This window comes from Novipirellula artificiosorum (assembly GCF_007860135.1).
GTDB lineage: Bacteria > Planctomycetota > Planctomycetia > Pirellulales > Pirellulaceae > Novipirellula_A > Novipirellula_A artificiosorum.
This window is the reverse complement of sequence record NZ_SJPV01000001.1, coordinates 1,007,525-1,022,866: the sequence shown is the minus strand read 5'-3', so window position 1 is coordinate 1,022,866 and position 15,342 is coordinate 1,007,525. Positions and strand designations below refer to the sequence as shown.

Below are 15,342 nucleotides of genomic sequence, written 5' to 3'. Positions count from 1 at the left end.
ACCTGTCGTATCGCCGATGGTTGAATTTGCTAGCGTTTTTGGAGGAGCGTTGGCAAGTCGATCTTGGGAGAACTGCCCAAAATCAGTAGACTCGGCAAAAAGCTCGCTCTGATTTGACCATGCACAAGGATGTGACCGTGGCTGCGACACGACTCTGCACGCTACGATCCCCCGGTGGTCGGGTCAAACTCACGTGTATCGTAGGAGCGATGGCGTGTGTCGTCATGGTCTTGATCGCTACCGTCATCGTGTTGACGCCAGCGGTTATCAGCCGTTCATCCCTCGGGCGAAGTCTGCTCTCTCGAGCGATCGCAGGGCACGGCTTTTCTCTCGACGCAAAATACATGCGAATCGGGTGGTTTACCCCGCTGCGGCTGACGGGAGTCGAAATCCACGGCACCTCGAACAAGAACCATTACCTTATCGGACAGATTGACAGTGAGGTGACGCTTGCCCAACTCCTTGGGCTGCGCAATCACTCGCTCGGGCAAGTCGTCATCCACAGCGTCGACGTCAGCTGCTCGATTCGGGACGGTCGATGCAGTCTCGAAGAGGACTTCCCGACACTGCTTGCTCCGGCGGGTGCCCATCAGCGAAAGCCAATCGGGCGCGTGCAGATCCAGCGTCTAAGATTCAGCATGGCGGATCACGAATCCGGCAAGCAGTGGCGTGCCACGATGTCGCGTGCTGACATTTTGCTGTCCCACGAAGACATCGCCGCCACCTTCTCAGGAAGCCTTGATCGATCGGTCGCTTCCAACAATAGGGAATCCGGGGCAACCAACAAACGAGTCGCAGTGATCGATGGCAAATTGACGATCACCAAGGACCGAATCATGGGACATCACGTCATAGCGAAGACCGATTTTGCGCAGGCAACCATCAATGCGTCGGTCGCTCGCTCGATCTCGTTGTCCGATTTTTGGAAAGATCCACTGCAGAGCATGGGATCCTTTGACGGGAACGCTTCGGCAACGGTTGATCTGGAACGGCTACACGCCGCAATGCCAGGTTTGCTTCCACTGCGAGATGACGTCGAAATCGTCTCGAGCCAAGTCGTAGCAAAGTTGGAATCCATCGGGACGGAGGCCTTACGAAAAACTCGCATCTCGCTACAAACGTCACCACTCCATGCAACGGCGATCCAGCACGGAGATCGATGCGATGTCTCGATCGATCCGATCGATTTGTTGCTGGTGATTGCGCACCAACGCGATCAATGGCGTGCAGAGGAGTTTCACCTGACCAGCGAGGTCGCCTCGATCACGGGCCAAGGAAATTCGCACCAGGGAACGACGGAATTTGAAATCGACGTCGCGCGACTGACCAGCACGGTGGCTCCGATTCTTGAAATGGTCGACCCTGCACTCGAAGGATTGATCCAGGCCCGCTTTGATTGGGACCAGGTCGTAAAAGACCAGTGGCGAGTCGAGGGATCTGCAACCGCATCCGATTTACTGCGTCCGTCCCACAAGGGGGAGGACGAACAACCTCGTCAAATCGCACTGGAACTCGATGTCTGCGGTCGCTGGGATGGGAAAGTCGTGCGAGAGATAAGCGAAGCGACCTTCGCATTTTGCGAAGACAAGACAACCTTGCATGCCGAGCTATTGAAGCCCGTTCCCTTCCCAAAACGGACCACGCCCTTTCCCTTGAGGCTCGCAGCCAGCGGCCAGGTGGAGAGATTGTTTGAGCAATGGAAGGGGTTGCTGCCGAGTCAAATGAGTGACGCAAAGGGCGATTTCGCAGCGGAGTTGGAAGGTGATTTTTCATATCAATCTGCACGCTTGTCCAAGGCAAAGATCGAGTTCGTTCAACCGAGCCTAGCGTATGCAAACCGGTCATTCAGCCAACCGCGAGCCAACATTGAGTTTGCCGGCGATTGGACCTGGCCGACTGGAGCACTCGATGCCGAACGCTTGGCCATCGACTCGCCCGCGCTCACAGCATCGCTTCAAGGCAAAGCGAATCCGAACGACATCGACCTACAACTGGAGTGGCAAGCGAATCTGAATGCACTGCAAAAACCCCCGCTCAACCTTCCATTGAACAAAACGATTGCAACGCCAATCCATTCGGCGCAACGGCTTGTAACCTCATCGATCATGGATGGATCCTGTGAACCCTCGCCGCGGTATCAACGTCGCTTGGAGGGGCGGTTTTGTGGCAGCGGAACCATTGTTGGGAACGAGCAATGGATCGACTTGAATTTGACGACAATCGGTCGAGACATTGCGTTTGTGGAAAAATGGAGCGTCGAAAAGCCAGCTCCCCTCGCAAACACATCGATTGATGGTTCTCGGACCCTCCGCGTGATTGCAAGGGCCGCCTCTCCCGATGAGCCCCATCGAATCGTATGGGCCGAGCCGGTGATGCAAATTGATGCTCAAGTCCAATACGACAAGTGCCATCAACAAATCGTTGCAAACGAAGTACAGATCGCGGGTCAATGGTTCTCGACGGTGCTTTCTGGAAAAGCCGTTGTCGGCGACAAGGAGCAAAGCGGATCGCTAAGCGGACTGCTGCGAATGGACATGCAGCGTGTGGGAGTGCGATTGACGAAGGTATCCGAAACGCCGATCAAGATGGAGGGCGTTCATGAAGCACCCCTGACCCTTCAGTGGCGATCGCCTAACCTAGGGGCAGTTCGCTTTGATGTTGAAACTCAGTTGGGATGGGATCAGGCAAGCTTTGCCGGGATCGACATTGGCCCAACGTCGTTTCCTGTGCAATGGAATGAGACGACTGCCAAAGTTGATAAAGTGGTGATGCCGATCGGTGATTGCCGTATTCAACTCGGAGGTGAAGTTGATTATCGCTATTCCCCGAGAATCGTTCGGTTGAAACCGGGGATGGTCACCGATTCCATCAAACTCACACGGCCGATGACAGCCGGTTGGTTTCGTTTCATTGCCCCCACCACCTCCGAAGTGAGGAGCGTAGACGGGCACTTTGGTTTGGAGATTGACGAAGGAAACATCAATCTTGATGCACCGGAGAGGAGCCGCGTTGTTGGCCGAGTGAACGTGCATCACGCTCAGATGTCGCTCAATCCGATGGCAAAACAGATCATCGCTGTTGCGAAAGGCGTGCAATCCTTGTCTCGAAAGCAACCTTTCTCGCTCAAGGGGCTAAGAAACACACAGGTCACGATGCCACCGCAAACGGTCGAGTTCGATCTCGACTATGGCACGGTTCATAACCAGGGCATGACCATCGAATTTGATCAGACGCAGGTAATCACTCGCGGCGGCATCCGGCTGGATGGCCACTTGAATATGATCGCGAAGGTGCCGCGAGAAGCGGTACAATTGGGGCGAATTGGAAGTGGCGAGGATAGCAAATTCGTTTATTTGCCGATCTCCGGCACCGTGGATCGTCCGATTATCGATCCGACAGGAATCAGCAACATCGCTTCACTGTTGAGCAACCCCGTTCTGTTCGGTTCGAGCATGTCTCGATCGGGCGACTTCCAAACCGAAACGAAGTGATGGAGTGTTTTTTAGAGTTTTTCCCTAATATCGATCAGGCTTTGTCGTTAGCCTTCTGAAACCGCGTTTTGCTTCTTGCCGCTTGATCGCACACCATGCCCGATCCACCTGCTGACGAATTCTCCGCCGAAGCGGTCTCGCAGATTGTGGACCGCTACGAGCGGCCGTTATTGGCGTACGCCAACCGGATGCTCGGTGGCGACTGGCAAGCAGCACAAGACGCGGTGCAGGAGACGTTCCTGCGACTGTGCCGCGAGAATCGTGAGAAGATCGAATCGCGCGTCGCAGCTTGGCTCTTTACCGTCTGCCGAAGCCGAGTGATTGATATGAAACGCACCACGCACACGACGCCGATTGACGCGTCGAACGTTTCGCTGGCCGACCCTGCGCCGGATGCGTCCGTCGTAGCTAGCGACGCTGAACAGAAGGACAAACTCGCCGCGATGGTCGACACGCTGTCGCCTCGCCAACAAGAAGTCTTGCGACTGCGAATGCAAGCAGGGCTAAGCTACCGCGAAATCGCGAAGGTGACGGGATTGACCGTCAGCAATGTCGGTTTCCATCTGCATGAAGCGGTCCGCAGCCTACGTGATTCGATGGCCGTCAGCTAACCCTTCTGACACCCGCCAACAACGAATCCACTGAACCCCTACACATCCTTCTCTGACGAGAAACTATCATGTCTGAATCCATCTGGAACGATCCACGGATCACGGCCTATGTGCTTGGCGAACTCGACGAAGCCGAGCGAACCTCCTTCGAACAAGAGGTCGAAAGCACCCCAGCCTTGGCGGATGCCATCGCCGAGGCTCGCGAGTTGACGGGTAAGCTGGGAACGCTCTACGCAGCCGAATCCACTCCGCCGCTCGACACCGATCGCCGCCAGCAAATCTTGGCACCCAAGAACGCTGCGGCAACGGTCTCCGCAGATTCGGGATTGTGGTATTCCCCCACGTTCTTGAAGTGGGCCACGGCCGTTTGCGCTGCGTTTGTGCTGCTGGGTCTCTGTATCCCCGTGATCATAAAGTCGTGGACGCCAGTGGAAATGGCTCGCGAATCCTCCTCTACCGCGGGGCCACTCCGCCAAGACGTGGAAGACGATTTGATGGCCAATGGGGATTCGGTTCCGCTTTCGGAGCTTGCGTTATCAGACGAGGGACTCGGCGAGGATGCGGAAAGTTTGTTTGCTGTGGCACCGGGGACTTCCAAGCCCGAGTCGGGCATCGAATACTCCGGTCCGATTGCGAGCGAGGAGTCAAAACGGGAAACGGGTCTCGTTCTCAACAAAACGCTGCAAACCTCACGACCCGAATCGTCAAGCAAAGGCAAAACCGTCCTGCGTCAGGAAGAAATTGCGAACGCGGCGGAGAAGAGTCTGAGTTTGTCGGCACAGTCCACCAGGGGTCTTTCGGCTGCTGCGGCACCCGCGCCGAATGTCGAATTCGAATTCGCTGACTCGTATGGCAGCGGCGCCGCCAATGTCACTTTGGGCTTCGATGGAACGGCGGGGCTTCCATCGACCTCCGCTCCGATGCTCAGCAAGCCACCATTTATCCGTCAGGCTGGGCAACCGATTCAGGCAACGGAGTCGAGCGATCGCTCGATCAAGGCGGAACGTTTGCGGATGTCGATGGTTGACGATTCTGCCTGGGACCCATTTGCCGCTCCCTTCGACGAAGGCCGCGGTCCGGGGATTGCCGGCGATCGCTTTGACCCGATTGTCGAAAATCCATTCAAGCGAGTTTCCGAGCATCCGCTCAGTACCTTCTCGGTCGATGTCGACACGGCGAGCTACAGCAAAGTACGAGACTTCTTGATGCGAGCGAACGCATTGCCGCGGCCCGATGCGGTGAGGATTGAAGAAATGGTGAATTATTTCGACTACGCTTACGAACCACCTCGCAGCGACGCCCCCCACCCGTTTGCGGCTCGCACCGTCGTAACCGAGTGCCCTTGGAACGAAGGTCATCGCTTGGCTCGGATTGCATTGAAGGGTCAAGTCGTCGAGCAATCCGAACGGCCTAAATGCAATTTGGTCTTTCTACTCGACACCAGCGGGTCGATGAATGCCCCGAACAAGTTGCCGTTGGTGGTGCAAGGGATGAAGATGTTGGTGAAGCAATTGAACGAAACCGACCGAGTGGCGATCGTCGTGTATGCTGGCTCGGCTGGGTTGGTTCTCGACTCGACCAAGGTCAAAAACGGCAGCAAAATTCGAAAATCCCTGACGCAACTGTCCGCCGGTGGCAGCACCAACGGAGGCCAAGGCATCGCGTTGGCGTACCAAACGGCTCGTGATCACTTTATCGACGACGGAGTCAATCGGGTCATCCTTTGCACCGATGGAGACTTCAACGTCGGCACCACAGGAACGGACCAATTGGTTCGGATGGTGGAGAAGGAGTCCAAAGCAGGCGTTTTCTTGTCCGTCCTCGGATTCGGGATGGGGAACCACAACGACGCGATGTTGGAACAGATCAGCGGCAAGGGAAACGGCAACTATGCGTTCATCGACAACGAGAAAGAGGCTCGCAAAGTCTTGGTCGAACAAACCAACGGAACGCTGATGACGATCGCCAAGGATGTCAAGATCCAGGTCGAGTTTAACGTTTCCAAGGTCGATTCGTACCGGTTGATCGGCTACGAAAATCGAATGCTGGCGAAGGAAGACTTCAACGACGACACCAAAGACGCAGGAGAGATCGGAGCGGGACACAGCGTCACGGCACTCTACGAGATCGTACCGGCAGGAGCCGAAAACGATTCGGCGGCACCCAAGGTGGACGAGTTGAAGTACCAAACGGAGCGGGAGCCAACCGAGGCGGCCGAAAGTGGGGAAACCATGACAGTGAAACTACGCTACAAGCAGCCCGACGCTGACGAGAGCACGAAAGTTGATTTCTTGGTGTTTGATGAAGCAATGCCCTTCGCCGAAGCGGACGCCGACACCCGTTTTGCTACGGCGGTCGCAGGATTTGGCATGCAGCTTCGTCGCAGCGAGTACCGTGGGAATTGGACGCTCAGCGATGTGGTACGCGTTGCGAACCAGGCGAAAGGCGACGATCGTTTCGAGCTGCGGGCCGAATTTGTCGAACTCGCTCGCAAGGCGAGTGAATTGATGGGCCAAGAGTAGCTGCGCTGATGCGAATCGGGTTAGACTGGTGGTCCGAAGCCTCGCTTGGTGCGGCTGTTCGACCTTGTTCCTCGGACCAAACCGATGAAACCGATTGTTCAGATTTCACTCGACCTAACCAACATCACCGAAGCGATCGAAACGGCACACATGGCGATTCGAGCAGGGGTGGATTGGCTCGAAGCGGGTACACCCTTGATCCTTGCCGAAGGCCTCCACGGCGTTCGGGCACTTCGCCAGGAATTCCCCCAAACACCGATCGTCGCCGACCTCAAGACGATGGACGGTGGCTATTTGGAAGCCGAGATGATGGCCGGTGCCGGAGCCACCCACGTCGTCGTCATGGCGCGGGCTCATGAGGAAACGATTCGCTGTGTCGTGAAAGCCGGTCAAGACTATGGCGTCAAGGTGATGGGTGACAACATGGTTTGTCCGGATCGGATCGCCGGAGCGAGATGGCTCGAAGATCTCGGATGCGATTATGTGATCCACCACATCGGTTATGACGAACGACGAGGGATCGCGGCACGCGGCGAGCGGATGCCCAGTCCACTCGATGAATTAAGAGAAGTCTGCCAAGCGGTGAAGGTGCCCGTCCAAGCGGTAGGCGGACTGTCGCTCGAACAAGCCATTGCATGTCCCGCCTACGGCGCACCGCTGGTGGTCCTGGGGGCACCGCTGACGATCGATGCCGATTCGTTCAAAACGGCGGATGGCGACCTCGAATCTTCGTTGCGAATGATTTGCGATGCGATCCACTCGCACGATGCATCGTAGGGCGGCACAGCGGCAGCGAAGCGAGCTGTCGCTCGCGAACACAATCGTCACACCCTCGCCCTGGCCTGTCAAAAATATTGTTGACCTTCAATCCTGGCAATCCTGGAAGAATCCTGGCTCCCCTCGCCCCTCTTTTAGGGGAGAGGGGCCGGGGGTGAGGGGTTCGGAACACCAACATTGACCCTGATATTTCTCGGTCTTCGTGTGACGCATGCCCCCTCATCCCCAACCCTTCTCCCCCGCAAAAGGCGGGGGAGAAGGGAGCCAGAATCTCGGTCAAGATGACACTCAAGAAAGTATCCCAAATTCCCAAGTCGCATTGATTTTTGACAGTCCACCCTCGCCCCCCGCCTCCAATTTGCAACTAGAAGGTCATTCGGAAGACCCATGGACCATCGCTTGCGAGCGTGTGCGTATCTCTTCACCTGGGCTTGTTTCAGCAAATCGCAGATCGATCAATCCACAAGTTCAACGCAGGTTCTTTTTTTGCGCCGTAACGAGCCAACCCTGGACCGGCCGCCCACGCTCCTTTCGTGGCACCACGTCCCGGATCTTCGTCAAGCTCAGGCCGGCGTCGGGTACCACTTGTCGCAGGTAGCTCTCGCTGTGGGCGTACCGCCCATGAGGTCGCAATCGATACCGGTTTCCCACGTCGAGTGGCATAGGCATCGTTGATTCGAGGGACTCGACCGTAAACACGACCACGCCATTCGGTTTCAAACAATGGCTGACGGCACCAAGAACCTCTTGAAGGTCTCCGAAGTAGCAAAGCGTGTCGGCCGAGATCACCACATCGAAACAGCTGGTTTGAGAAGACATGTATTGTGTGATCTCGTTTTCTTTCAATTGATCGTAAAGCCCTCGCTCGCGTGCTTCGGCTAACATCGGGCCAGAAAGGTCCACGCCGATGAGATTTCTGGCCAAGGAACGAACCCGTGGAGCACAGAGTCCCGTGCCACACCCGGCATCAAGAATCTCGGCATCCGCAATAGGCGGATCGAATTGCTGCAGAGTGTCCGCGATCAGTTCAGGACTGCAGTACTCCAAGCGTGTCAGTTGTTGATCAAAATTGGTCGCAAACTTCTCGTCAAACGTCTCGCGAATGCATTGATCGTCACATCGCGATGGTGGAGTATCGTCCGAGAGTGACGCGAGCATGTGTCGAGCGGTGGCGTTTGTCGGGTCATGGGAAAGCCAGTTCGTCCACACCTGCCTCGCCTCATCAAATCGCTCGGCATCCAGAAAGGCTCGGCCAAGGTTTTCTCGCGCCGCCGAATGCTCTGGATCCAATTCGACCGCTTGGCGATAATGGGTGGCGGCTTCGTCGATCCGTCCGGCCTCGTTGAGCGTGTTTGCAAGATTGAAGTTTGCGTCAGCGGATTCTGGGAAAAGCTTGACCAAACGCTCGAAGCATTCGAGAGCTTCCTTGGATCGTCCTGCTTCCACCAGTGAGGCGCCTAGATTGTTCCTCGCTTCGAAAAAATCACCTCGACGCTCAAGCGCTTGCCGATAGAATTGGATCGCTTGATCAAGCTTGTGAAGTGCCTTGTAGGCGACCGCGAGGTTGTAGGGATAAAGCGATTTTTCGTGGTCCAGGTCCGTCGCCTTTTGAAAGCAATCGATTGCATCGTCCAATTCGCCGTCACGCGCATGGCAGACACCAAGCAGATGCCAGGGCTTGGCGTTGGCCGGGTCGACACGTATCCATTCGGTACAGTGATGTCTTGCGGTGGCGAGGTCATTCGCCTTCAAACACGCGTTTGCTGATTCCTGGACATTCATCAATCGTCCCCCCCGGGGTTGGTTTTGACGGCGTTTTTCTGGCACTGCATCAGCGTATGCTCGCTGACGTCTCGCGTTCTTGTTTTCGAGTGCTAGCTCGCTCGACGCGGCCTCGCCACCCTACGGTTGTCAGTCAAAACGCTGCCGAGTTGTTCCCTTTCTTGGCAATTACCGGGAAAAGTTGTCCGGTTCCCGTTCCTAATCGAGGCGTCTGCGACCAAGAATCCCATTGCAGGAGCGCGCGAAGATTCGTTTCGCCCACCCATTGTTCATGGGTATCTCCTGTTCATGGGTATCTACACCAGTCTCGCCCCTCATCCCCAGCCCTTCTCCCCGCGAGCGCGCGGGGCGAGGGGAGCCAGAATCCATCAGCGCGACTGGCATCGATACCAATGCCCTCCGGGTGGCGTGACGAATCGGCGGGGGTTTGGAGACCGATGGAAAGTATCAACGATTCGAAAGTGGTCGTAGGGAACGTCCATTTGGGTGCCAAGGAACCCTCTCCCTCGCTGCGCTCGATCTCTCCCAGAGGGAGAAGCAAACCACCCCTCCCGCGAGGAGGTCGTGCAGTTTTTAAGTTGTGACTGCTGAAGTGTTTAGGTATCCATCCACCCCTGCCCGCGCAGCGGGAGGGGTCGAGCGCAGCGAGGGGGAGGGCCCAGAACGCGCGGCCAACCTTTCGATACGTCTCAACATCGGTTCGTCAGGCCACCCTCCGTGTGCGTGAAGCTAAACTGCACGACCGTCGGGGCTAGGGGGGGTGGCATACGATCCACTACAATAGAAATGAGGTTCAACTGAGGTTCATAGGTTCGTGCCGACGGTTTTCGGTGGATCAACCCTTCTCGATCAGGCATGCTTCGCCACGCTTCACAACTAGGCACATCACCACCCGGGACATCCTTCTAAAATGTCGACAACTGCCAAACCTGGTGACGAAATTGTCCCTGGATTCACGCTCGTTCGACGACTGGGTTCAGGAATGGCGGGCGAGGTTTGGATTGCACGTGCTTCGGGAGGCGTTCAAGTTGCGGTAAAGATCATTCAAGATCTTGAACTGCTCGGCAGCCAACGAGAACTTGGGGCGTTGCGGGTCGTCCGCGAAGTCAAACATCCTAACCTCTGCCCGCTTTTTGGCGTCTGGTTCTTTGATGCTCGAGGGAATCGACTCGATGCCACGCAAACCGAAGCCGCCTTCTACCATGATTCGCAGATGGTGGACACGATGGTGCTCGATGCGACCAGGGAAAGCGAAACGGAAGCTGACGACCAGAGCATCGTCTCGACCCAACCGATCGGCGCCTCGGCACCTGTCCCAAAACCTTCGTCGGAATCCACGAACTTCAAACAGCAGTTTTCGCAACCTGTCCCGGTGCGAATGGTCGTCGCCATGGGACTGGGAGAGAAGACCCTTTTCGATCGATTGAGAGAGGTTCAGGCGTCAAGACTCACCAGCGAGAAACTCGACCCCAAGGATCTCGAGGAGATGGGCGGAATCGAAGTCAAAGAGTTGCTTCGCTATCTGGGCTCGGCTGCCTCGGCCATTGATGAACTTAACAAGCGATTCAACATTTATCACTGTGACATCAAACCGCAAAACATCCTCGTTGTGGGAGGCCAAGCTCAGGTTTGCGACTTTGGACTCGCGCGCCATGTTGCCAAAAGCCGTCAAACCCAAATGGCGTTTGCGACGCCTGCCTACGGTGCCCCCGAGATGCTGTTCGAACGCACCTACAGCAAAACCATTGACCAGTACTCGCTCGCGATCACCTACTACGAACTGCGTACCGGGAAGTTGCCGTTTGACCGAGACACGCAGTCGGCGCTCTTGAAAGCGAAAGCGAGTGGGGATCTCGACCTTTCTCTTGTCCCTGCCGAGGAGCGAAAAGTGATTGCCAGGGCGACGCGGCTCGCCCCCGACAAACGATACGAGGACTGCCAGAGCTTTGTCGCCGCGTTGAACCAAGCCGTTGATCGTCCTGCGGTAACTCACCCCGCCTGGACGGCGCCACGGGTTTCCGCTTTGGCCTTTGTCGTCTTAGCAGCCATGGCGGTCGCGGCGTGGTACCTCCTTCCAACCAGCGCACCCGATCGGATTGCCAATCGCGACGTCGCATCGGTAGCAGTGATCGATGACGTCCCAACCGCCGAACCTTCAGCGCAAGCAACCTCTGAGGCCCCTGTGGTCACACGAAACCCCACACCCGAGGTCGTCAACGAATCGACCAACGACATCGAGGGTGAAAAGGAACTAAGCGAACTCAAATCGCAACCAAGCGACGTTGACGGACAACCAAGCAACGTCGAAATGGAAGCGAGCGAAGTCGAAGCGAGCGAAGTCGATCCAAGTGAGGTCGATCCAAGTGAGGTCGATCCAAGTGAGGTCGATCCAAGTGAGGTCGATCCAAGTGAGGTCGATCCAAGTGAGGTCGAGCCACGTGAGGTTGAGCAGAGTGAGATGGCCGTCCTGCCGACGGATCTCCCTTCGCTCTTGCGGGCAGCGGGCATTTCTGCTGAGTCGCCGAGTCAGCGTATGGCGAGCCAATACGATTTGCTTCAGAACGCCTCGTTCAGCGAACAACAGCAGCTCGCCCCAGAGCTTCTTGATGCCTTGATCACGGATGTCTGCGAAGCGATGCTTGCACAGTTCCAAGCCGTCGAAAATCCGTCGCGAATCGATTCCGACGTGCTCGAAGATGCTGACCGAATGTGCGAATGTCTGCTACGGATATTGCAGCAACCGTTGGCAAGCGATCGCACACCCCAGCTCGCCAGACTCATGCTCGCGAGATTGCACGGGGACATCGCAGCCGTAGACCACACCGAATCGATTTGGGTTCACGCCGATGAGGTTCGTCTTGGGTTCAATCCGAAGGGGCAGTACACGCATCCAAGTTCGAGCTGCGACGCATCCTTTGCCGTTGCCTACAGCGGAATGATGCGACGGGAAGTGGCCACCTGGGATCGCCAGCTCGTGGAAACCGATTTGCAGCGATGCGTAACGCTCTGCAAGAAGGACTCGGGCTACCAATCCGCGTTGGTTTCGCTGCATGGGCAATACCTAATCGCCTTGCTTTTGCAACGCCCTCAATACCGTGACGATCCGTCATTGAGCAAAGCGACCTTGCGTGCGGCCCACTTTCTCGTCGGTGATTCCACGTGGTCGGCACTCGCTTCGATGGCGTTCTGGCTGATCGATCCACTTGCGGAGCGGGACGATGTCTGCTTGTTGTCCGAAGAGCGTCCGTTGATGCCCGCCAGCCTCCCAGCCGTTGTGCCACCGAAGCTTGAGACGCAGTATCGAATGGCCGCTGGATGGGCGGATTGGAACCAAAACGAATCACGATCTGCGTTTGATGCCTGGCAACGTGTGGCTTCCGATGTGGACTTGGTATCCAACACGGCTGCCGAGGATCGGCAACAAGCAGCACGCTACCTGCTCGATTGGCTCATCAATTCTTCAGGAACGTCCGACACACAGATAGACTCCATTCGCTACGCACGACTACACCGCAGCGCTGGGCGGGTCTTAGACGCGGTGGACAGGCTTGCTGTGGGAAGCGATACCCTACAGCAGTCGCTTGCGTCTGAGCGAATCTTGTGCAGTGTCGCTGCCGGAGACTTTGACACTGCGGAAGTGGCGTTGTCGGAATATCGACGCACGGTCACGCAGCGATTGGAACTTGCGTTCACACCACAACTGGGCCGTGCGGTCTTTGAGGTGGGTTCGAACCACATCAATCTGCGTGACAGCCATGCCGATGCCGATGCCGAATGGACGTCACTCGCCTGCGCAGCCTGCATTGCTCAAACAACGGTTGATCTGATGCAACAAAAGGAGGCATCGAGAGTGACTCGAGATGCGTTGCTTGATCGTTGCTACCGCCCGCTGATGCAAAACCTGAAGCCGCGACTGCGAGCATCCCCCGTAGCGGAGCCGACGGTGCCCGAAGAGGTCGACCACCAGCTATTCGTCGATTTTTGCGAGCATTTCATCTCGCTTGCCGCACAACCCGAGCAACGATCCCTCTACGGTAACCTCCTCGAGTGGCTCGACCAGGTCGAAGTCGCTGCAGCGATCGCTGGCGCAGCCGCGACCGACCGAGAGGTTCACGCTGACTTGATCTGTATGGCTTGTGAGGCATTCATGCAATCACGCTATGAACAACAAGATGATATGGACCGCGATAAAATCATCGATCGCATGGAGCAGTATTACCGTGATGCGACCGCCTTGGGCAAAACGATTCGCACAGACTTCTTACGGGCGAGAATCACCGACCAACAAGGCTTTGCCTCAAGCGACGCCGATCAATCCCGGGCCCTCTATCAAGAGGCTACCGAGCTCTACGATCAAGTGATCCTTGCGGAGTCAAAGGCCGACGACAGCCTCCGCGGCATTGCGTTGCGATGCCGGGCGAGTGTCCAACTACGTCATGCCAATCAACTCAACCCGCTACAACGAGACGCACTGCTACTCAAAGCACTGGAGGATGCGAGGGAATCGCTCGGTTTCAACAAGTGTTGGTATGACGACGATGACGACCGACTCGAGACCCAAGCGGATGTTTGCTGGCAGATCGCAAGCCTATCGAAGTCTCTGACGGACAGCGAAAGGAACCAATTGCTCGACGAGGCCAATGGGGCAATCGATCAAGCCATTCGGAATCGCCGCCGCGATTCGATCTCCTACACTCCTCTGGCGCTTAAGAAACTCAACGGCCTCTGGATTGACATGCTGCTCAATCCAGGAACGCCCCGCATGCGGCAGACTCAGGCCACCACCCTGCAATGGATGAGCGAAATCAGTGACCGAATCGAAGCGGAGCAGCAGGGTCGGTTGGCAACGCTCACGATCCAGGCAGACTCGGTGAGATTGCAATGTCTGTGGCACAGCCGTGCAGCAAGGATTTACGCCATCATCGATGACAAGAAGACGGCGCTACGTCATAGTGAAGCAGGCTTTCGCGCGGCAACGAAATCGCTCTCTGCGAAAGACTCGATTCGGCACATCATTTCACTTGAGTACGTGATCCTAAAGAGCGAGACGCTGGGGGCGGGCGATCGTGATTCGAATCAGAATCTCCATCGGGAACTCCGAAACGTACTCCTTAAGATACAAGATCCACGTCCTGAGATTCGCGAGCGTCAAGAGTTTTATCTGAAGGCGCTGGAGCGGTTCTAGCAGGTGGTTACCCATCATGCTGACGTTTTCCGATGGCACGTTCACCCTAGGATCGCTGGCGTGTTTGCCCCGCCAGGAATTTGGAGGAGCGACTCGGTCCGTCGACACCCAACTTCCGACCGAGCACCTGCAGGTCACCCAGTCCCTAAACCGTCACCAATGGGCTGACGCCGTTCGTTGCGATGAGAGGGGATCTTCCGTGGCCATCGCTGGCAGGGTGATGATGACGGTTGCGCCCGAGGAGTCGGCGTCGCCAATCGCAATGCTGCCACCGTGCGATTCGACAATGCGTTTGCAGATTGCTAGCCCGAGGCCTGTTCCCCTCTGCTTGGTTGTGAAGAACGGTTCAAACACCTTGTCGAGATTTTGCGGCAAAAACCCAGGGCCATTATCGGACAAGGTCAGTTGCACGACGTCGACACCTTGCGATCGACACTCAACCGCATGAGCCCTGATCGAAACGGGACGGTCGAGTGCCGTAAGCGAATTTTCAAGTAAATTTCGAAGCACTTGATCCATTCGCAATGGATCGATCCATAAAGAAATGTTCGCGACGTCCACGCGCAACCTGGACTCTCGTTGACGAGGATGCTGCTGCAACGAATCCCAGCAAGCCGCAATCAACTCCTCCAGCGAGCACAATTGCAGATCTAGGTGCAGCTCGCCACTGAACTCTCGGAGCTCTTCGCACATTTGTGTTAAACTACCCGCAGCCGATCGAATCGCATGCAAATCTACCATGATCTCCGAATCGCCTCCGACGTGCTCTTCGATCAACTCTACATGTGCAAGGATTCGCTGCAACGCATTGCGGCTTTCGTGCGCCACGGATGCGACAACCTGTCCAATCGCAGCTAAACGCTCCGCCTGGGCCGCCCGTTGTTGGGCTTTGATCCCCCCCTGTGGATCAGCTTCAGTGTTTTCAATCGTGCGCATTCCTCTCGGTGCCTTTTCCACAGGCCAACCTCTCATTG

General features: G+C 56.4%; 7 protein-coding genes. 5 read left to right on the top strand and 2 right to left on the bottom strand.

Translation table 11 applies throughout. The features are described 5' to 3' along the window. Positions 1-119: 119 nt before the first annotated feature. The 4 genes from Poly41_RS03605 to Poly41_RS03590 all read left to right on the top strand — a co-directional run bounded on the left by Poly41_RS03605 (position 120) and on the right by Poly41_RS03590 (position 7,401). Positions 120-3,491, top strand: a complete 3,372-nt coding sequence (locus Poly41_RS03605) for a hypothetical protein (RefSeq protein ID WP_231615368.1) — start codon at positions 120-122, stop codon at positions 3,489-3,491. 95 nt (positions 3,492-3,586) lie between these two features. Further along, positions 3,587-4,102, top strand: a complete 516-nt coding sequence (locus tag Poly41_RS03600; RefSeq protein WP_146524518.1) for an RNA polymerase sigma factor — start codon at positions 3,587-3,589, stop codon at positions 4,100-4,102. A gap of 68 nt (positions 4,103-4,170) precedes the next feature. After that, entirely contained in the window at positions 4,171-6,624 is a 2,454-nt protein-coding gene (locus Poly41_RS03595) for a YfbK domain-containing protein (RefSeq protein WP_146524517.1), read from the top strand. A gap of 84 nt (positions 6,625-6,708) precedes the next feature. Next, positions 6,709-7,401 carry an orotidine 5'-phosphate decarboxylase / HUMPS family protein gene (locus Poly41_RS03590; protein ID WP_146524516.1) on the top strand — a complete coding sequence of 231 codons (693 nt, stop codon included), beginning with the start codon at positions 6,709-6,711 and terminating at the stop codon, positions 7,399-7,401. A gap of 468 nt (positions 7,402-7,869) precedes the next feature. Here the strand turns inward: Poly41_RS03590 and Poly41_RS03585 are convergent, their stop codons facing one another. After that, positions 7,870-9,183, bottom strand: coding sequence for a tetratricopeptide repeat protein (locus tag Poly41_RS03585; protein ID WP_146524515.1), 1,314 nt, complete (start codon positions 9,181-9,183; stop codon positions 7,870-7,872). A gap of 910 nt (positions 9,184-10,093) precedes the next feature. Between Poly41_RS03585 and Poly41_RS03580 the strand changes: the two genes are divergently transcribed. Continuing rightward, positions 10,094-14,368 (top strand): serine/threonine-protein kinase, encoded by a 4,275-nt coding sequence (locus tag Poly41_RS03580; protein ID WP_146524514.1) that lies wholly within the window; start codon positions 10,094-10,096, stop codon positions 14,366-14,368. A 153-nt stretch (positions 14,369-14,521) separates the two neighbouring features. Here the strand turns inward: Poly41_RS03580 and Poly41_RS03575 are convergent, their stop codons facing one another. Then, on the bottom strand, positions 14,522-15,304 hold the full coding sequence (locus Poly41_RS03575; protein WP_197231040.1) for a sensor histidine kinase: 783 nt from the start codon (positions 15,302-15,304) through the stop codon (positions 14,522-14,524). Between the last annotated feature and the right edge of the window lie 38 nt (positions 15,305-15,342).

What these genes read in the sequence shown, in the direction of transcription:
- Poly41_RS03605 (WP_231615368.1), top strand. Translation starts at nt 120, where the DNA reads ATGCACAAGGATGTGACCGTGGCTGCGACACGACTCTGCACGCTACGA.
- Poly41_RS03600 (WP_146524518.1), top strand. Translation starts at nt 3,587, where the DNA reads ATGCCCGATCCACCTGCTGACGAATTCTCCGCCGAAGCGGTCTCGCAG.
- Poly41_RS03595 (WP_146524517.1), top strand. Translation starts at nt 4,171, where the DNA reads ATGTCTGAATCCATCTGGAACGATCCACGGATCACGGCCTATGTGCTT.
- Poly41_RS03590 (WP_146524516.1), top strand. Translation starts at nt 6,709, where the DNA reads ATGAAACCGATTGTTCAGATTTCACTCGACCTAACCAACATCACCGAA.
- Poly41_RS03585 (WP_146524515.1), bottom strand. Translation starts at nt 9,183, where the DNA reads ATGAATGTCCAGGAATCAGCAAACGCGTGTTTGAAGGCGAATGACCTC.
- Poly41_RS03580 (WP_146524514.1), top strand. Translation starts at nt 10,094, where the DNA reads ATGTCGACAACTGCCAAACCTGGTGACGAAATTGTCCCTGGATTCACG.
- Poly41_RS03575 (WP_197231040.1), bottom strand. Translation starts at nt 15,304, where the DNA reads ATGCGCACGATTGAAAACACTGAAGCTGATCCACAGGGGGGGATCAAA.